General features: G+C 70.8%; 17 protein-coding genes and 2 pseudogenes. 7 read left to right on the plus strand and 12 right to left on the minus strand.

Annotated elements, in window-relative coordinates; all coding sequences use genetic code 11:
* Positions 1-51: 51 nt before the first annotated feature.
* From OG747_RS10675 to OG747_RS10685, 3 genes are all read right to left on the minus strand, one after another.
* Positions 52-480 carry a CBS domain-containing protein gene (locus tag OG747_RS10675; RefSeq protein WP_405879059.1) on the minus strand — a complete coding sequence of 143 codons (429 nt, stop codon included), beginning with the start codon at positions 478-480 and terminating at the stop codon, positions 52-54.
* Positions 481-603: 123 nt separating this feature from the next.
* Positions 604-1,017 carry a PPOX class F420-dependent oxidoreductase gene (locus tag OG747_RS10680; protein WP_405879060.1) on the minus strand — a complete coding sequence of 138 codons (414 nt, stop codon included), beginning with the start codon at positions 1,015-1,017 and terminating at the stop codon, positions 604-606.
* Positions 1,018-1,164: 147 nt separating this feature from the next.
* Positions 1,165-1,806 carry a uridine kinase gene (locus OG747_RS10685; protein ID WP_405879061.1) on the minus strand — a complete coding sequence of 214 codons (642 nt, stop codon included), beginning with the start codon at positions 1,804-1,806 and terminating at the stop codon, positions 1,165-1,167.
* 516 nt (positions 1,807-2,322) lie between these two features.
* Here OG747_RS10685 and OG747_RS10690 point away from each other — a divergent pair.
* The 3 genes from OG747_RS10690 (at position 2,323) to OG747_RS10700 (ending at position 5,337) form a co-directional block, all read left to right on the plus strand.
* Entirely contained in the window at positions 2,323-3,018 is a 696-nt protein-coding gene (locus OG747_RS10690; RefSeq protein WP_405879062.1) for a DUF2293 domain-containing protein, read from the plus strand.
* A 193-nt stretch (positions 3,019-3,211) separates the two neighbouring features.
* Entirely contained in the window at positions 3,212-3,691 is a 480-nt protein-coding gene (locus OG747_RS10695; RefSeq protein ID WP_405879063.1) for a DUF1772 domain-containing protein, read from the plus strand.
* Between the two features lie 158 nt (positions 3,692-3,849).
* Positions 3,850-5,337: a glutamate synthase subunit beta gene (locus OG747_RS10700; RefSeq protein WP_405879064.1), complete on the plus strand. Its 1,488-nt coding sequence runs from the start codon at positions 3,850-3,852 to the stop codon at positions 5,335-5,337.
* A 27-nt stretch (positions 5,338-5,364) separates the two neighbouring features.
* Here the strand turns inward: OG747_RS10700 and OG747_RS10705 are convergent.
* The 3 genes and pseudogenes from OG747_RS10705 to OG747_RS10715 all read right to left on the minus strand — a co-directional run.
* Positions 5,365-5,661: pseudogene (locus OG747_RS10705) on the minus strand (carboxymuconolactone decarboxylase family protein); the annotation flags it as partial.
* A 272-nt stretch (positions 5,662-5,933) separates the two neighbouring features.
* Complete coding sequence (locus tag OG747_RS10710; protein ID WP_405879065.1) at positions 5,934-6,197, minus strand: DUF397 domain-containing protein; 264 nt, start codon at positions 6,195-6,197, stop codon at positions 5,934-5,936.
* Positions 6,198-7,058 (minus strand): helix-turn-helix transcriptional regulator, encoded by an 861-nt coding sequence (locus OG747_RS10715; RefSeq protein ID WP_405879066.1) that lies wholly within the window; start codon positions 7,056-7,058, stop codon positions 6,198-6,200. It abuts the gene before it with no gap.
* Positions 7,059-7,337: 279 nt separating this feature from the next.
* Between OG747_RS10715 and OG747_RS10720 the strand changes: the two genes are divergently transcribed.
* The 3 genes from OG747_RS10720 to OG747_RS10730 all read left to right on the plus strand — a co-directional run bounded on the left by OG747_RS10720 (position 7,338) and on the right by OG747_RS10730 (position 10,607).
* Positions 7,338-7,949 (plus strand): ATP-binding protein, encoded by a 612-nt coding sequence (locus OG747_RS10720; protein ID WP_405879067.1) that lies wholly within the window; start codon positions 7,338-7,340, stop codon positions 7,947-7,949.
* Positions 7,940-8,392, plus strand: a complete 453-nt coding sequence (locus tag OG747_RS10725; RefSeq protein ID WP_405879068.1) for a hypothetical protein — start codon at positions 7,940-7,942, stop codon at positions 8,390-8,392. The genes OG747_RS10720 and OG747_RS10725 overlap by 10 nt, the downstream gene beginning before the upstream one ends.
* A gap of 316 nt (positions 8,393-8,708) precedes the next feature.
* Positions 8,709-10,607, plus strand: coding sequence for an ABC transporter ATP-binding protein (locus OG747_RS10730; RefSeq protein WP_405885501.1), 1,899 nt, complete (start codon positions 8,709-8,711; stop codon positions 10,605-10,607).
* 22 nt (positions 10,608-10,629) lie between these two features.
* Here OG747_RS10730 and OG747_RS10735 read toward each other — a convergent pair whose 3' ends face one another.
* The 6 genes and pseudogenes from OG747_RS10735 to OG747_RS10760 form a co-directional block, all read right to left on the minus strand.
* Positions 10,630-10,803, minus strand: a complete 174-nt coding sequence (locus OG747_RS10735; protein ID WP_405879069.1) for a hypothetical protein — start codon at positions 10,801-10,803, stop codon at positions 10,630-10,632.
* 252 nt (positions 10,804-11,055) lie between these two features.
* On the minus strand, positions 11,056-12,228 hold the full coding sequence (locus tag OG747_RS10740; RefSeq protein WP_405879070.1) for a cytochrome P450: 1,173 nt from the start codon (positions 12,226-12,228) through the stop codon (positions 11,056-11,058).
* 54 nt (positions 12,229-12,282) lie between these two features.
* Positions 12,283-12,600, minus strand: a pseudogene (locus OG747_RS10745) (amidohydrolase); the annotation flags it as partial.
* 74 nt (positions 12,601-12,674) lie between these two features.
* Positions 12,675-14,597: an FUSC family protein gene (locus tag OG747_RS10750; protein WP_405879071.1), complete on the minus strand. Its 1,923-nt coding sequence runs from the start codon at positions 14,595-14,597 to the stop codon at positions 12,675-12,677.
* Between the two features lie 618 nt (positions 14,598-15,215).
* Positions 15,216-15,947: a hypothetical protein gene (locus OG747_RS10755; RefSeq protein WP_405879072.1), complete on the minus strand. Its 732-nt coding sequence runs from the start codon at positions 15,945-15,947 to the stop codon at positions 15,216-15,218.
* 41 nt (positions 15,948-15,988) lie between these two features.
* Entirely contained in the window at positions 15,989-16,780 is a 792-nt protein-coding gene (locus OG747_RS10760) for a nucleotidyltransferase domain-containing protein (RefSeq protein WP_405879074.1), read from the minus strand.
* A 194-nt stretch (positions 16,781-16,974) separates the two neighbouring features.
* On the opposite strand from OG747_RS10760, the gene OG747_RS10765 reads away from it, so the two are divergent.
* A complete protein-coding gene (locus OG747_RS10765; RefSeq protein WP_405879075.1) occupies positions 16,975-17,634 on the plus strand; it encodes a hypothetical protein in 660 nt (219 codons plus the stop codon).
* Positions 17,635-17,650: the final 16 nt, after the last annotated feature.

Consider the following 17,650-nt stretch of genomic DNA (forward strand, 5'->3'; position numbering starts at 1 on the left):
CACGCCCGGCATGGCCGGCCGGGCGAGAGCGTGTTCTCACGACCCGCTCGGTCAGTGCGTCGCGCTCCTCGCATAGACGCTCTCGACCCAGGCGGCGAGCTGTTCGTCCGTGAGGTGCTGAGCCAGGTCGGCCTCGCTGATCATGCCGACCAGGCGCTTGTTCTCGATCACGGGAAGCCGGCGGATCTGGTGCCCTTTCATCTCCTGGAGCACGTCACCGACATCGGCGCCCGAGTCGATCCAGCGAGGGGTGCCCTGGGCCATCTCACCCGCGGTGACCCGAGCCGGGTCGTGGCCCATGGCCACGCAGCCGACGACGATGTCGCGGTCCGTGAGGATGCCGCAGAGCCGTTCGTTCTCGTCACTGATGGGCAGCGCGCCCACGTTGAGCTCACGCATCAGCTGGGCGGCGCGGTCCAGGGTCTCGTGGGCGGGTATCCACTGGGCGCCACGGTGCATGATGTCTCCGGCGGTGGTCATGAAGTACCTCCCGGTGCCGGACGGCCGGCGCGGCGCGGAACACACCGCTAGTCCCGGCCCCCTACATTCTTGCCGCGTCCCCGGGGACGCGCACCTGGAAGTTCGGGATGCGCATCCGTAGGTTCAGGCGGAGAAACCCACGATCTTCCGCGGCACAACACGGATGATCACGCGGATCTCGTCGTCCTTCTCCTCGGGAGGGTCGATGCCGAGGTACTTGTGCGAGAGCTCGTACGGGAGGCGTTTGTGCTCGTCGGGGAGGATCTCGGCGGTGCCGCGGATCTCTACCGAGGCGTAGGGGTTGGCGAGGTCGAAGACCGAGAGGCTGATGCGGGGGTCGCGTTCGAGGTTGCGTACCTTCTGGCGACCGGCGGTGGACGAGAAGAGCACGGTGTCGCCCTCACGCTTGATCCAGACCACCGAATTGTGTGGAGCGCCGTCGGGGCCGAGGGTGGCGACGCCGGCGAAGTTCTTGCCGTCGAGAAGGGCACGGACCGACTCGCTGAAGGAGACCGATGGATCGGGGGTGATCGTCATGGCCACAGGCTAACTAAATGCACGCGCATACAAAAGCATCCAGGGATGGATACGCACCGATCAAGCCAACCGAGCCAACCGAGCCAACGAAACCGACGAAACCGATGAGACCGACGAAACCGCTCAACGCGTGCCGCGAGCCGTTCCTCAGCCGTTCCAGGCCGGGTGGCGTGGATCGTCCGCGCGTACCAGTACGTCGGCCGTGGTACCCGGATCCGCTTCCGCCTCGTAGCGCTCGAAGGCGGGGAGGGTCCAGTGCTCGGGCTGCGGAGTGCGGCGGCGCAGGGCGCCCGGGGAGAGGAGCACGTGGACGGTGAGGTCGAAGGGGAACCAGTGGCGCAGCAGGAAAGGGCCATGCAGCAACAGCAGCCCGCCGGGCGCCAGTTGGGTATACGGGCTGCGGGTGGCGCGGTCGGTGGCCGGGTCCCAGAGGTCGGGCAGGACGCGGCCGTCACCACCGGGGTCGAGCGGCCCGAAGACCTCGCGCCACAGGGCGCCGGTGTCGAACCAGCCGCTGTAGTACGCCTCCACGTCCTCGTGGCCGTACTCGAGTCGGAGCGACGCGGGGCGCAGAAAGCCCTCCGTGCCGACGACGAGCGAGGACCGGCCGCGTATGCGCAGCGCCTCGGAGACCCGGTGCGCGAGGTCGCCGGGGCGGGCGGCCGGGGCTCCGTCGAAGGCGATGCGTGGCCAGGGGCTGCCATCGTCGGGTTTCAGGTCGAACAAACGCTCGGCGAGCAGGTCGCCGAGCCGTTCCCAGGTGATCGCTTCGAGTCGCACAGGGCCCATGATGCCGCGATCACGAGCCGTTCTCGTGGGCGTGACGGGCGGCGAAGGGGTGCGGGAGGTGGGTGGCGCTCCAGGCGCGGGCCTCGTCGAGGAGGGGGATCCGGGCGGAATCCGGGGCTCGGGGTGGCCGGAGTCTCCGTCGTACGGGGTGATGTCACGGATCCGGTGTCGGTCACCGAAGTGGTGGGCGGCCGTACCGCGGCGGTGAACGGGGTGCCGCGGTTCCGCGGCCCGGAGCGGGGGTTCGACTCGCTCGACCCGGAGTTCTTGTCAGCCGCGGACGCGCAGCTCGCCGGGCTCGCCGGGGCGGGGGGGTGGGGTGGGCCGGCTCGTCGCCGTCGGGCTCTTCGCGAACCTCGTGGGGCGGACGGGCGGGCGGCGATGGACGACCCGGCGGTGTTCCCGGCGGAGATCAGGCCATTCGCGCCGGCGCACACGGCTGGGCTGCGACGGCTGAGGGAGGAGGCGGGCGGGATGCCGGCTGAATCCCGGGCCGGACGGGGGAATGAACCGCGTATGGCAGCGATCGCGACTCCCCCGCCCCGTAACGGACTTCTCGTCATCCAGCCGCTCAAGAAGCGGCGCTGTACCGAGTGCTGGAGGGGGCCACTGGCGCTGCTGGTGCTGGAGGAGGGGGCGCCGCGGTGTCTGGACTGCGCGGATCTGGGGCATCTCGTGTTCCTGCCGCGCGGCGACACGGCGCTGACGCGCAGGTCGCGGGAGGGCAGTGCACTGTCGGCGGTCGTGGTGCGGTTCAACCGGCGGCGCAGCCGGTACGAGCGGCAGGGCGTACTGGTCGAGGAGGCGGCGCTGGCCCGGGCCGAGGAGCGGTGCCTGGCGGATACGGAGGCGCGGCGGCGGCGCCGGGCGCGGGACGCGCGGCGGCGGGAGGTGGAGGATCTGCGGTTCACGGAGGCGTTCGCGGGGGAGATACGCCGACTGTTTCCCGGCTGTCCTGTCGACCGGGCACGGGCGATCGCCGCGCACGCGTCGGTGCGCGGAAGCGGGCGGGTCGGGCGCAGCGCGGCGGGGCGCGCGCTGTCCGAGGGCGCGGTGACCTCAGCGGTTCGTGCCTCCGTGCGGCACGTGGATACGCCGTACGACCAATTGTTGATGGGCGGGGTGCCGCGGCACGAGGCGCGCCGGCGGATCGCGGCCGCGATGGAGGTGCGGCTCCAGGGATGGCGTGACGAACTCACGGTACGCGCGTGACGGTGACTTGCCGTGTACGTGAGCGTCGGTGCCCAGGCATGTCCTGACCCGGCTCTGGACGCTCACTTATGTGTGTACGCATATGTGTGTGCGCACCTCGGCCCTGGTCACTGTCGCCGTACGGAATTTCACTTGTGGTGACGGTGGGTGGCGTGCAGGATCTTTGGCTTCGGGGAGCGACGCGGGAGTTGTCATGATCGATGGACCGTATTTCGTGCTCACAGTGCTGGGGGTGCTCGGCTGCGGGCTGGTGGCCGGGGTGTTCTGCGGGTTCTCGACGTTCGTGATGAGGGGGATCGCCGAGCTGCCGCCCGCGCAGGGGATCGCGGCGATGAACGCGATCAATGTCGCCGCGGTGCGCCCGCCGTTCATGCTGGTGTTCGTCGGGTCGGCGGTGATGTGTTCCGTGCTCGCCGTGGTCACCTTCGTGCTGCTGCCCGACAAGGGGACGGTGGAGTTGCTGCTGGGTAGCGCGCTGTATCTGTTCGGGACGTTCGGGGTGACGATCGTCGCGAACGTCCCGCGCAACGACGTGCTGCTGAAGATGGACCCGGGTACGCCGGAGGCCGCCGTGTACTGGCGTTCGTATGCGCGCGAGTGGACCATGTGGAACCACGTCCGCACGGTCGCGTCGGCCGCAGCGGCGGTCTCGTACACGCTGGCCCTCACCTGAGGAAACCGTCGCCCGCGACGGGGCCCGTCGACTGAGCGGCGGGGCTCCCGGAGGCGACGTATCGTGGCGGGAAAGGAGTGCCGCCGGAAGGGCGCGGGCCGAAGACGTCCGATGGCCGGGCGGCCCCATGCCGGTACGCGTACGCAAGGGAGACGGCCATGGCCGATCCCAAGGGATTCATGACCACTCCGCGCGAGGAGTATCCCCGTCGGCCCGTCGAGGAACGGGTGCGGGACTGGAACGAGGTGTACGTCCCCGGTGCGCTGCTGCCGATCATCAGCAGGCAGGCCGACCGTTGTATGGACTGCGGAATCCCGTTCTGTCACGACGCCTGCCCGCTGGGCAATCTGATCCCCGAGTGGAACGACCTCGTCTCGCGCGAGGACTGGCGGGCGGCGAGCGACCGGCTGCACGCGACGAACAACTTCCCCGAATTCACCGGACGGTTGTGCCCCGCGCCCTGCGAGGCGGGCTGTGTCCTCGCGATCAACCAGCCCGCGGTGACCATCAAGAACGTCGAGGTGGCCATCGCCGACCGCGCCTGGGAGGACGGTTTCACGCCACCGTGCCCACCGGACCGGCTCTCCGGGCGGACGGTCGCGGTGATCGGGTCGGGGCCCACCGGGCTCGCCGCCGCGCAGCAGCTGACCCGGGCCGGGCACACCGTCGCCGTGTACGAGCGGGCCGACCGGATCGGCGGACTGCTGCGGTACGGGATCCCCGCGTTCAAGATGGAGAAGCGGCACCTGGATCGGCGGCTGGAGCAAATGCGGGCGGAGGGAACGAAGTTCCGCACGTCGACGGCGATCGGCCGGGACATCGGGGCGGCGGAGCTGCGAGCGCGCTACGACGCCGTCGTCCTCGCGGTGGGAGCCACGGCCTGGCGTGAACTGGACGTGCCGGGGCGGGAGCTGGCCGGGATCCATCAGGCGATGGAGTATCTGCCGCTGGCCGACCGGGTGTGCGAGGGGGATCTGGAGGTCTCGCCGTTGTCCGCGGCCGGGAAGCACGTCGTCATAGTCGGCGGCGGTGACACGGGTGCCGACTGTCTGGGGACCGCCGTGCGCGAGAGGGCCGCGTCCGTGACCCAGCTCGACATCTATCCGCTGCCGCAGGCCGAGCGCGACGAGGACGCCGAGCCATGGCCGACGTACCCGAAGATCTACCGGCTCTCCGCCGCGCACGAGGAGGCCGGTGCGCTGGGGACGGCGCCCGCGGCGGACGCGGACGCGCGGCTCTTCGCGGCGTCCACGCTCCGCTTCACCGGGGACCCGGACGGGCGCGTGCGCTCCCTGCACCTCGTCGAGGTCGACGAGCGGCGCCGCCCGGTCCCCGGCTCCGGGCGGACCCTCCCCGCCGACCTCGTGCTGCTCGCCCTCGGCTTCTCGGGCCCCGACCGCCACGACGGTCTGATCGACCAGCTCGGTCTGGCCCTCGACGCGCGCGGCACGATCGCCCGCGGCACCGACTTCGCGACCAACGTCCCCCAGGTGTACGTCGCCGGGGACGCGGCCCGCGGTCAGTCCCTCATCGTCTGGGCCATCGCCGAGGGGCGGGCGGTGGCGGCCGCCGTGGACCGCGCCCTGGCCGGGACATCGCAACTGCCGGCGCCGATCGGACCGTACGACCGCCCCATGACCGCATAGGCCCACCACCGGCACAGCGCGTCCGCGGCGCCCGTCCGTGCCCGCCACCTTCGCCGTCGACAGCTCCACCCGGTTCCACGTGTTGATCGCGAGGATCAGCGCCGGCACGTGGGCCAGCTCCTGGTCGTCCAAGACCGCGGCGGCCTGTGCGTAGCTGTCGTCCGGGACGCCGCCGTCGGCGATCAGGGTGACCGCCTCCGTGAGGGCGAGGGCCGCGCGCTCCTTCTCGGTGAAGAAGTGCCGGGCCTCGCGCCACACCTCGACCATGTGCAGCCGGTCCTCGCTCTCACCGGCCTTGCGTGCGTCGTTGGTGTGCATCTGGAGCTGTCCGGGGCGGGCGGGCGGCGGGCCGCGCTGATCCGGGCGCTTACGGACTGAGTCTTGGCCCGGAGCGCGCGAACCAGCCGCCGCTACCGGCGATCGCCGTCAGCCGTCTGGTCGACGCTCCGCGCCGCATGCTGTCGTGGTTCCAGGGTCTTGGTTCTCGGGTCTTGGTTCTAGGGTCTTGTAGCGCGGCGAGTGATCAATTCAGCACCATTTTTAGGGGAGTTCAACAGCGTTCAACAGAATGCAAGAGTCAAGACAGCTCAGGTCGGTCAGGAGAGAAGGAAGTCCGCCACCCCCGCCTTGGCCCCTTGGATGAACGCGGTCATCTCGCCGGGCGTGTAGATCAGCGCGGGCCCGTCCGGATCCGCCGACTGGCGGACGGCGATGCGTCCGTCCGCGAGCTTCATCGCCTCCAAGCAGTTGCCGCCGTTGCCTCCGCTCCAGGGTTTGTGCCAGCCCTCACTGCCCAGTTCACGGGCGGGCATCCCGTTGTAGATCCGCTCATTGCGTATCCGCTGCTTGATGTTGTCCATTCACAGCTCCTTGCGGAGATCCTGGAGGATCTCCTTCGTGCGATGTGCCGTGGCGGCCTGCGCCGCCATGCGGTCCATGACCTCGAGGTGGGTCGCCACCTCGGAACGCTCGTCCAGATAGACGGCGCCGGTCAGGTACTCGCTGTAGACCATGTCCGGGAGTTCCGGCATGGCAAAGCGAAACAGCACGAAGGGCCCGTACGTGCCGGGGTGCGGCCCCGTGGAGAACGGGACGACCTGGAGCGTCACGTTGGGCAGCTTCGTGACCTCGAGCAGCTTGTCGATCTGGGCGCGCATCACCTCGGGACCGCCGACGGGGCGGCGCAGAGCCGTCTCGTCCATCACGGCCCAGATCCGGGGTGCACCCTCACGAGTGAGCAGATTCTGGCGTTGCATGCGCAGCGCCACATGACGCTCGATGTCCTCGGGTCTGGTCTGGCCGATGGCGCCCGACTTCAGGACGCCACCGGCGTACTCCTCGGTCTGCAGGATTCCGGGCACGAAGTGGGGTTCGTACGAACGGATGAGGGTGGCGGCGCCCTCCAGGCTGACGTACATCGAGAACCAGCCCGGCAGGATGTCGTGGAAGCGCTGCCACCAGCCGGGCCGGTTGGCCTCCTCGGCCAGTTGCACGAAGGCCTCGGCCTCGTCGTCGGAGACCCCGTACGACTTCAGCAGGAGCTGGAGGTACGGGATTTTGAGAGCGACCTCCGCCATCTCCATCCGGCGGACCGTCGCGGGCGCGACACGCAGGATGCGCGCGGCCTCCTCACGCTTGAGACCCGCGCGTTCCCGCAGGTCCAGCAGGCGTCGGCCGAGGACGACCTGACCGACCGTCGGCGCGGATCGCGGTTCGCTCACGTCCCACCTCCACTGAGTCCGGAACGGCACTGGGTTCCGGGAGTTCCGAACGGGCACTGCGGCCTGACAGGCACTGCGTCCTGGTCGGAAGGCGCTGCGTCCCGACAGACCGGACGGCGCCGTTCGGAATCTTCTTCGACTTCTTCGTCTTCTTCGACGATCCCAACTGGCGCCGCTCGACTTGCTGTTGCCAGCAGTGTGCCACGGCCCTTCTCAGAGTCACATGGCACTCTGCATTTTTCAGAGTGACACTTGCCAAGTGTTCACGGCGGGGCGATAGTGGCAAGCGTGATTCCGTCCGCGCCCTTAGGAACAGACGCCGTCGAAGACCGCCCCGGTCTGCGTGCCGCCGCCGGGGTGCGCCGCGGCGCGGCCGCCGTGCGCCGGTTCCGCTTCGAGTTGGCCGCACACCCGGGTTCCGTGGCTCAGGCCCGGCATCTGACACGTGCCCGGCTCGTCGGCTGGGCCGTGTCCGACGACACCTGCGACACCGCGGTCCTCGTCGTCTCCGAACTGGTCACCAACGCCATCGTGCACAGCGCGAGCAAGCGTGTCGTGTGCGAACTGCACGATGGCGACGACCTGGTGCGGATAGCCGTAGGCGACGAGGGATGCGCTCCGGGCGAGCCGCACCCCTCGCCACAGCGACCCGAGGAGGAGCACGGCCGGGGGCTGTTGCTCGTCGCGGCCGTGTGCCGGTCCTGGGGCGCCCAGGACACCGGGCCGGGGCTGCTGGTCTGGGCGGATCTGCCGCGTTCACCGGCGGGAACCGCCACGGGTGCCGGAGCGGCCCGGTCCGACCTCGGGTGGAGCGCGAAGAAGCCACCGGCCGCCGGCGGCCGGGGCGCCGGGACGGAAGCGTCCTGGGGGACAGGGGTCGAATGGCTGTGAGGGGTACGTCAGCGACAGGACCCGGAGCTCAGGTCCTGAGCCTGGACACTCTGGTCCGCCTGATGCGCGAGCAGACGGCGTCCGGAGCGTTCCGACGTCTCCCCTTGCCCGAGGGCATGACGGTCCCGCTGGGCTGCGACGCGGTCGCGGTGCCCGCCCGTTTCGGACCGCTGCTGCTGCCGCGGCTGCCCCGCGTGGGCTGTGTGTACGCCGACGGAGCGCACTGGTGGTGGCTCGTACCCTCCGAGTCCGACGTGGCCCTGGACTGGCCCGCGCCCGCCCACTACGCCACCGGGGCAGTCGTACCGGACACCCCGCACGCCCCCGGACTCATCCACAGGCCGGAAGGCACCCTGCCCTACACCCCGCCGATCCCCCTCTATCTGGCCCTGTGCCGGGTCATGGGGACGACACCCGTCTGGTCGCGTCCCCTCAGCGCGTAGACCGCCCATCAGCGCGTAGACCTCCGGTCGGGGGGCTGCCGGGCGTGTCCGAAGTGCGCCGGTGGCCGCCAACACTCCGCCGCCACCACGAGTGGAGCGCCGCGTTCCTGGGGAAGGCACCGTTCATCCGTTCCCGGGGAGGCCAATGGTGGGGAAGCCAGCAGGGAAATCAGTGGGCGAGCCGGCGACCGAGCCGACGACCGAGTCGGCGGGCGAGCAGGCGGGCAGGCGGGCGCGCAAGAAGAAACGCGACGACGACAAACCTGCGCCGTCCTCCTCCGAACGCCTGCTCTTCGGCGGCCCGCTGCGCTACGACATGGGCTGGTCCCAGCACTCCGACGCCTTCCTCGAGTTGAACTTCCGCGCGATGGTGACGCGGCTGCCGTCCCTGCTCGCGTCCAGTTTCCGGCTCGCCTGGACCGCGGACCGTCGCGCGGCCCGGATCGTGCTGTCCGCCGAACTGGCCCGGGGCGCGGCGCAGGCGGTCAGCCTGCTGGCCGTCAACAGCGTGCTGGGCCGGCTGATGACGAGCGGCCCGGTCGAGGACCGGCTGCGCGGCGCGGGCCCGGCGCTGATCACGGTCGCCGCCGTCATGCTGCTCGCCGCGCTGCTGCGGGCCGCGTCGACGTATGCCACCGGACGCCTGGAGCCGAAGGTGGAGCGCGTCGCGACCGAGCTGTACCTGGAGCGGGCGGCGGCCGTCGAACTGTCCGCGATCGAGGACGACGCCTTCCACAAGCTGTTGGACACCGCGCAGTACGGCGCTTCCTCGGCCCGCCGCATGATCGCGATCGCCACCCGTGCAGTGAACGCGATGATCTCGCTCATCGCGGCCGCGGGTGTGCTGACCGTGCTGCACCCCGCTCTGCTTCCGCTGCTCGTGACGATGACCCTGCCGAGCGCCTGGAGCTCCCTGACGATCGCCCGGCGCCGCTACGAGTCCTTCCACACCTGGGTGCAGCACGCCCGCGCCGGTCATCTGATCAGCAGTCTGCTCACCGAGCCCGCGGCGGCCCCGGAGATCCGTGTGCACGGCGTCGGACCGTTCCTGCTGCGCCACTTCCGCCAGATGTCGGAGTCCGCCGAGGCGGAACAGGCCCGGCTGGCCCGCCTCTCCGCCCGTACGGGCCTGATCGCGGCGGCCTGGACGGGCCTGGCCACCGTGGCGACGTACGCGACCCTCGGCGGACTGCTGCTGGCCGGTGCGATGGCGCTCTCCGTCGCCGGTACGGCCGTGATCGCGATCCGCACCGGCTCCGCGAGCCTCGACACCCTCGTCCTCGAGGTCAACTCCCTTCATGAGGAAGCCCTGTTCGTGGGCGACCTGCAGCGCCTGTACGTGGAGGCGGCCGAGCGCGCGATCCCGGTGGGCGGCGATCCGCTCCCCGCCGATCCGAGCGAGATCCGCTTCGAGAACGTCACGTTCACCTATCCGGGCGCGTCGAACCGGCCCGCGCTCGCGGACGTCACCCTGAAGGTGCCGCTCGGCAAGATCGTCGCGCTCGTCGGCGAGAACGGCTCGGGCAAGACCACCCTGGTGAAGCTGCTCGCAGGCCTGTACGCGCCCGAGCGGGGCCGGATCATGTGGGACGGCGTCGACGCGGCGACCGCGGACCGGCAGCAACTCGCCGAACGCATCGCCATGGTGGCCCAGGACTTCAAACGCTGGCCGTTCACGGCCCGCGTCAACGTCGCGGTCGGGCGAGCCTCGGCGCCGCTGACCGATGAGCGCGTCGCCTCGTCGGCGGCGGAGGCCGGGGCCGAGGACGTGGTCGCGGACCTGCCACGCGGCCTGGACACGCTGCTGGCCCGCGGATTCAGCGGCGGGCACGAGCTGTCGGGCGGGCAGTGGCAGCGGCTGGGTATCGCACGGGCCGCGTACCGCCGTGGTCGCATCCTGATCGTGGACGAGCCGACCGCGGCGCTCGACGCCCGGGCCGAGCTGGAGGTGTTCGAGAAGATCAGGGCCCTGGCGGGCAGCGGCCAGACGGTCATCCTCATCACCCACCGGCTGGCCTCGGTCCGCCACGCCGATCTGGTGCACGTCCTGGAACAGGGCCGCCTGGTGGAGTCCGGCAGTCCCGACGAACTGCTGGCCACGGGCGGCGTCTACGCCGAGCTGTACTCCCTGCAGGCCGAGCAGTTCACGACGAGGGCTCCCACGAAGACGCCCACGACGGTGCCCACGAAAGTGCCCGCTCCGAAGGCGGGTTGAACGCGGTCGGTCTCGGGCGACCTCACTCGACGAGTTCCCCGCCCTGGACGATCACCAGGAACGCGTCCGAGGCGAGGTCCATGACGACCTCCGCGGCCTGCCCCTCCAGGCGGCACGCCTGCGCGAACTCCTCGGCGGGCCACGAACCGCGCGGCCCACCGGCGGGAAAGCGCTCCAGCACCATTCGCCCGTTCACCCTGCACCTCCATGTAGCGCCGTATTCATGGCGCCGTACTCATAGAGTTAAACGCCAAAGGCGGGGTGAAGGGCTCGCGCAGTGACGGTACTGAGACATAGTCAACACTCGTTCACTGCTTTGGTGTGAGGGAACTCTCGGCTCACGCACGTTTCGTAGCGGTATCCGTACAGATTCAGTCCTCACCATCCGTTTGCGTTCAGTCGTTCAGTGACCGCCTTTCTGGGCGGGCCTCCGGAGGGGCTTCCGGCGTCAGTACGTCACCGGGAGCGCGAGCAGGCCGCGGGCGCGCAGGGAGGGCCGCCACCGCAGCTCGGCCGGGTCGGCGTCGAGCGCGAGGTCCGGGAAGTGATCAAGGAGTGCGGACACGGCGATCTCCGTCTCCAGGCGGGCCAGCGGAGCGCCCACGCAGTAGTGGATGCCCCGGCCGAGGGCGAGATGGCCGGAGGCGTCCCGGTCGAGGTCGAGGCGCTCGGGGTCCGGGAAGCGGGCCGGGTCCCGGTCGGCCGCGGCCAGGGACAGCAGGACGGTCTCGCCCGCGGGCACCGTGACCGCGCCGATCGTCACGTCCTCGACGGGGAAGCGCCGGATGGCGAGCAGTGCGGGCCCCTCGTGACGTGCGAACTCCTCCACCGCGTTGGGGAATCGCTCCGGGTTCGCGCGCAGGGCGGCCAGCTGGTCGGGATGGGTGAGCAGCCCCAGGATGGCGTTGCCGATGAGCTGCACGGTGTTCTCGTACCCCGCGAAGAGGATGAGGAAGGCGAGCGACATCAGCTCGTCCTCGGTGAGCCGGTCGCCCTCGTCGCGCACCGCGATCAGGTCGGAGAGCAGATCGTCCGCCGGCTTCTTCCTTTTGTCCACGAGGAGTTGGGTGAGGAACCCGAGCATGGCCACGACCGCCTCCTTGGCGGCCGCCGGACGCGCCGGGTCCGGCGCGACGAGCACGTCGGTCCAGGCCCGGAAGTCCCGGCGGTACTCCCCCGGAATGCCGAGCAGGTCGCAGATGACGGTGATCGGCAGGGGCGCGGCGTACGCGGCGATCAGGTCGGCGCTGCCGTGCGGTCCGAGCGCGTCGAGGAGCCGGTCGGCGGTTTCCCGCACGGGTGCGCGCAGTTGCTCGACGCGGCGCGGTGTGAAGGCGCGGACCACCAGGCGCCGGATGCGGGTGTGGTCGGGCGCCTCCATGTTCAGGAGGTTGGCGTCGAGGGCCGGCGGCAGCGACAACCCCTGGTAACTTCCGGGCAGCGCATGCTTCTTGTCCACCGAGAGCAGCGGGTTCGCGAGCGCCTCACGTACGTCTTCGTACCGTGTGACGAGCCAGGCGGGGTTGCCGTCGGTACCGGCGATGCGGTGCACGGGCGCGGTGTCGCGGAGACGGTCGTAGACGGCGTACGGGTGGTCGATGAGGCCTTCTGCGGGATCCATGCCCTCCACCCTAGGCAGCGTGGATCAGGTGTCGTACTCCTCGTTGAACCACTCCTCGTTGAACCACTCCTCGGCGGGCAGGTCCTCGGCGATCCCGCGCAGGGCGACCATCGGCGTGTGCGTATGGCAGTTGATCAGGCCGGGGATCGCCACCTGGCCGCGCGCGTCGATGCGCAGGGCAGCGTCCGGAAGGCGCGCCTCACGCGTGACCGCTTCGACGACCCCGCCCCGTACAACGATCGAGGCGTCCTCGACGAACCCGATCTCCTCGTGTTCGTCGTGCACGAGGGCGGTGCATCCGGTGATGAGGAGATCGGCGGGGCCGCCTGCCGACGGGGTGGTGACGGACGGGGCCGGGACGGACGCCGTCATGGCGTCATGGCGTCATGGCGTCATGGCGTCATGGCGTCATGGCGTCACCGTACGGCGGGTCCCGCTTCCGGTGCTCAGCCCGCGAGCGAAACAGGGGGCGCCTGCCCCTCCTTCACCACCAGCCCCGCCCGTTCGCGCTCCTCGGCCAGCTCGTCGAGGAGTTCGGCGATGCGTTCGGTGTGCTGGGGGGTGAGCCGTCCGGTGTCGTCGAGCTGCACGGCGCACGCGGTCGTGGTGTCGACGAGGCGTTCGAGGACGGCCGCGACCTCGTCCGTTCCCTCGGCGTGCCGGGCCAGGGCGGGGAGTTCGGCGGCGGCAAGGTCGATCGCGGCGCGGGCCTCGGCGAGTGCGCGGTAGGCCTCGCGGCGCAGGGCCCAGCGGCCGGCCCGGTCGTCCGTCGTACCGTCGCCCAGCACATGGGCGAGGTAGGCCTGTGCGGCCTCGGCGGCGCGGGTGAGCCGGGCCCGTACCCCTCCCCCGCGCTGCCCGAGCGCCGGCAGATGTCCGACGAGCAGCACGATCGCGCAGGCCAGCAGCGTCTCGCCGATCCGGCTCCAGGATGCCCCCGGCTCCCCTCCCACCATGACGAGGGAGAGCACGAGCACGGTGACGACGGCGGTCTGGGCGGCGAAGTGCCGGGTGGCGACGGGTATCAGGGCCCCGCACAGCGCGACCAGAGCGACCAGCCCGGCGGGCCGGGGCAGCAGCGCCGCGAACCCGGCGAAGAGGACAGCGCCCAGCACGGTCCCCGCCGCCCGGCAGATCACCCGCGAGGCGAGCGGCCCGAGGTCGGGCTTGACCAGGAAGACGGCGGTCGCCGGGAGCCAGTACCAGTGGGAGTGGTTGCCGTACCAGCGGGCGTGGTGCAGGGCCTGTGCCACGGCCACGCTGACGCCGAAGCAGAGGGCGACCCGCAGTCCGTACTCGCGTCCTCCGGAACCGAGGGCGGTGCGGAGAAGGGATGCGGCGGTGAGCCGCCGGTTGTGCAGGGCGTTTCCGGCGCCACCCCGCTCTCCCCGGTCGAAGGCGTCGGCGGCGTGCAGCAGCGCGTCGTCGAGGGCGCGCAGCGCTGGTGCGATGGGGGTGCCCCCGCGCGAGCGAAGCCGAGCGTGGGGGAGGGCGGGCGCGGGCAGCGGCCCGGTGTGCGTACTGGTCCGTACGGCGACGGCGAGCCGCCGCGGCCCTTCGGCGGCCCGTGCGGGCACCGCCTCGCCCGCCCAGGCGAGCGCGGTGGCGGCCTCGGCGAGCGGAAGCGCGGCGGCGTACTGTGCGTGCGGCCGCCGCTCGGCCGCGGAACTTGCGTACCGCCGCAGCCGGGGCCCGCCGAGCGCGTCCTGGGCGTGGTCGAGCGCGGCGGTGAGGGCGACCCGGCGAGCGGTCGCATCCGGCCCCCCGACCGCTTCGAGCAGCGCGGCGATCGCGTCGTACACACCACCTACGGCGTCCCGCTCCCCGTCGAAGCGGTAGTCCCCGGCGGTAGCCCCAGGGGTGGGCAGCGCGAGCCGCAGCACGAGCAGCCACCCGGCCCCGCCGACGAAGAAGAGCGCCCGCTGCCAGCCGGGCTCGGGCAGCGGCATCCCGGCCCCGATGGAGGCGGCGACGAGCAGCTGTGTACCCGCTCCGCTCGCGACGGGCCCGACGGCGCTGACGGCTCCGGCGAGCAGCCCGAGCACCGTGAGAAGAAGGGTGAGTGTCACCGCGCCGACATGCTGCCCGGCGTACGACCCCACGAGCAGTCCTGCGGCTCCCGCGAGCGCCGGCACCCCGAGCCGCTTGACCGCGGCTCTACGGCTTCCTGGCCGATCGTTGATCCCAGCGAGCATGGCACCGAGGGCGGCGAGGACACCGGCGGAGGTCCGGCCGCTCAGAACGGCCGCGAGCAGGAGCGGCCCGGCGGCCAGGGCCCCCCGCACGACCGCGTTCCAGGGCACGGGCCCGCGCTGTGCACGCAGGGCGTGGGCGAGCCAGGGCGGTACGGCGGCGCTGAGGCGGGACACGGGGCTCCTGTCGGGGCGAGGGCGGGGCTGCCTTCGGGCGACGTCGGCCGGGCGGTGTGATGTCCACGGTAGATCGCGTTTCTGGAGGGAGAGAAACGCGAGTATTTCGACGATGTGACGCTTTGCGGGGAAGCCGCGTTCTTTATGGACGCAACTACGAGCTGGACGGGGTGGATGAACCGGATGCGGTGGATGAAGTGGAGCGGGTCCGAGGGCGTAGCCGGCCCCCGGACCCTGTGATGCCACCCATGTAGCACGCCGGCACGCTTGAGGACCCAGGTCAGTCGTTATGTCGCCGCGTCCTGCCTTTGGACCACCACGCATCGAGCTGCGCGGGCTGGACTTGAACCAGCATTTCGACGTACCGGGGCCTGGGTCCGGTCGATCCGGCGATCGGCGGCGAATACTGAGTCTGGAGCAAGAGTCTGAGATTGATCACGGTCTGCCTCTGCCGAATTGGGCTACCGCGGCGCGTGGGCACTCCGTGGAGTGCCGTTTGGTGCCGCGGGGAGGACTCGAACCTCCACTGGAACCGTGCATTCACGACAAGCTTCAGGTTCAGCTTGCGCTCCTCGCGCACCCCGGCCGTGGTGCGTTGTGGCCGGGGAGTTTCAGAGGCTACCCGAACAGGTAGCCGAACACGGAGTCCCCGACACGCTGGTCGACGACGTCCACGCCATTCGCCTCTTCGCGGGCGAACTTGACGGCCTGCTGCAGCTTCTCCACCCGGTCGAGAAGCTCGTTCACACGCCGCGCGGGCAGGGCGCCGGAGAACTTCACGGTCGTCCAGTACCCGACGGGAATGTCCTCGTAGTACACCTCGACCTGAGCAGGATGCTTCTCGGTGGCCTCGGCCTTGACGTGATTCCGCGGCACCTTCTTCGTACGCAGCGTCCGCACGGGCTCGGTCTTCCACGCGTCGGTGGACGGATCCTGCACCCACGACTCGGAGGCGTCGAGAACGGGCAACTTCCGCACGAAGGTGTTGAGATCGGTGAGCTGCTTCTCAAGGAAGAGCAGATACGACACGGGCACGTCGGCGACGAGCACCCGCCCGTCCACCTTCACATCCGCCCGGGCCGTGCAGTTCGCCCAGTCCTTGGTGGCGGTCACGTCGAACAGCCGGATGAGCGTCCCCGCGGTCTCCCGCAACACGTCCTCGGCCTGCACCTGCACCCGCGTCGACTCGGGCGGCAACTGCTCACCCTCCTCGTCCTTCGGCTGATAGGTCCGCGAGATACCGGCCAGCAAAGCGGGCTTCTGCAACCCGTGATGAGCGGCCGTCAGGTCCTGGTGGGACTTGGACTTAATGCCCTTCTCGACTGCGATGATCTGATTGAGTTTCGCCACGTCGGTGACGGTAGCAGTGACAGCAGGGGCTTTTCGAAGGGTTATTCGGCGCCGGATTCCCGGGCCCGGGCGACAGCGGCGTCCAAGACCTCCTCAGCCCGCCCGAGCATGTGCACCAGCCCTTCCGGCTCGTTCACCCCGCCGCGCACGATCTCGTCGATCCCTCTCAGCCCGGCCCGCTCCAACAGCCGCTTCTCGTTCGTCACCCATTCCCCGCGCGCCGCCAGCACCGCGTGGCCGGTCTGCAGGGCGGCGGTCGCCAGGGCTCCCACGGCCTCCGTGAGACGACCGGCGGGTGCGTGGTTGGCCTTGGCGTAGGCGAGGGTGGCGTGGGCGGTGCCGTGCCAGTGGGCGGAGGCGGACGTGCGGAGTTTCGCCGGGTAGGCGGCGGGGCGGGGTAGGTCGCCGCGCAGGACACGGTTGACGGCGAGCTCGGCGACGAGGAGGTAGCTGGGGATTCCGGCGAGATGGAAAAGGAGCGGCTCAACGTGGAAGCGGCCTTCTTTCGCCTCCGCCAACTCGTGTTCCACGACGTCGAGATCGCGGTAGTGGACATCGACGCGGCGGCCGTCGACGGTCAGCCAGGCACCGCCGTTGAACACGCCGCCGCCCCAGCCGCCGATCTCGGATACCTCGCCCTGCCAGCCGACGGCCCGGAGATCGTCGGGGTCGAAGGCGCCCCGGTAGTAGATCGCCACGTCCCAGTCGCTGTCGGGGCCGTGGGTGCCCTCTGCGCGGGAGCCGCCGAGGGCAACCGCCTGGACGGTGGGGAGGTCGGCGAGACGGTTGCTGAGGCGATCGAGGAACTTCTCGTCGTCGGCGTTCACCGGCATGGCTCCTGCTGGTCGGGGCTCGGATGGTGTGGGCACGAGGTGAGGATGGACGCGGGTGCCGGGGCTGTCGGGTCAATTTGCGGCGGGCGCGGGAGCGGGCCGTCCGTCGGCCTCGGGCGATTGTCAGTGGGGCGCGCTCTAATGGGAAGTGTCGTCACAGAGAGTCACTTTTGAGTGCGCTACGGGGAGAGTCGATGATGATGGGTTACGAGGAGGACGGGCAGAAATACGTCTCGTTGGCCGGGTTGCGGGCGCGCGGGTGGACCGGCGGGATAGTGCAGCGGCTGCTCGGTGCGCCGGACCGGCTTGCCGTCAATCCGCGCTTCAGGTCGGCACCGCACACCCGCCTCTACCGCGCCGAACGGGTCGAGGCCGCCGAGCGGAGCCAGGGGTTCCGTGCGGTGGCGGAGACAGCCGGGCGGCGGTCGGAGGCGGTGCGGGCCGCTCTGGAGCGGCGGCGGGCGGAGGTCATGGAGCGGGTCCGGAACGAGCCGATCGAGGTCCCGCGACTGGATCCGGGCAAGCTGGCCCTGCGTGCCGTCGAGCACCGCGCCCGTCACTGTCCGGGTTCGGCGGAGGGTCCCGGCGAGCGGCCGGAGACGGAGGCCGCCGCGGTCGAGGGCGCCTCCCGCGCCTCCCTCGACCGCTGGAAGGTCGAGTACCTGCGCCATCGGCTGGGCGGGTACGACCAGCTTCTGGATCGACTGCCGGTGGGTGGACGGTCGTCCGGGCGGGCCGAGGCCGCGGCGCTGTTGCGGCGACGGGTCTACGCCGCCATCGCCGAGGCATATCCGACCCTCGCGCGGGAGTGCGAGAGGCAAGCACGTGATCAATGGCATGGTCCACCGCCCTGATGAACTGATGGGTGAA

This window comes from Streptomyces sp. NBC_01384 (assembly GCF_045040035.1).
Taxonomy (GTDB): Bacteria; Actinomycetota; Actinomycetes; order Streptomycetales; family Streptomycetaceae; genus Streptomyces.

Excerpts from the sequence above, each read along its gene's own strand:
- OG747_RS10680 (WP_405879060.1), bottom strand. The coding sequence starts at position 1,017 with ATGACGATCACCCCCGATCCATCGGTCTCCTTCAGCGAGTCGGTCCGT.
- OG747_RS10690 (WP_405879062.1), top strand. The coding sequence starts at position 2,323 with ATGGCAGCGATCGCGACTCCCCCGCCCCGTAACGGACTTCTCGTCATC.
- OG747_RS10700 (WP_405879064.1), top strand. The coding sequence starts at position 3,850 with ATGGCCGATCCCAAGGGATTCATGACCACTCCGCGCGAGGAGTATCCC.
- OG747_RS10765 (WP_405879075.1), top strand. The coding sequence starts at position 16,975 with ATGATGATGGGTTACGAGGAGGACGGGCAGAAATACGTCTCGTTGGCC.
- OG747_RS10760 (WP_405879074.1), bottom strand. The coding sequence starts at position 16,780 with ATGCCGGTGAACGCCGACGACGAGAAGTTCCTCGATCGCCTCAGCAAC.
- OG747_RS10710 (WP_405879065.1), bottom strand. The coding sequence starts at position 6,197 with ATGGACAACATCAAGCAGCGGATACGCAATGAGCGGATCTACAACGGG.
- OG747_RS10730 (WP_405885501.1), top strand. The coding sequence starts at position 8,709 with ATGGGCTGGTCCCAGCACTCCGACGCCTTCCTCGAGTTGAACTTCCGC.
- OG747_RS10695 (WP_405879063.1), top strand. The coding sequence starts at position 3,212 with ATGATCGATGGACCGTATTTCGTGCTCACAGTGCTGGGGGTGCTCGGC.
- OG747_RS10675 (WP_405879059.1), bottom strand. The coding sequence starts at position 480 with ATGACCACCGCCGGAGACATCATGCACCGTGGCGCCCAGTGGATACCC.
- OG747_RS10725 (WP_405879068.1), top strand. The coding sequence starts at position 7,940 with ATGGCTGTGAGGGGTACGTCAGCGACAGGACCCGGAGCTCAGGTCCTG.
- OG747_RS10685 (WP_405879061.1), bottom strand. The coding sequence starts at position 1,806 with ATGGGCCCTGTGCGACTCGAAGCGATCACCTGGGAACGGCTCGGCGAC.
- OG747_RS10740 (WP_405879070.1), bottom strand. The coding sequence starts at position 12,228 with ATGGATCCCGCAGAAGGCCTCATCGACCACCCGTACGCCGTCTACGAC.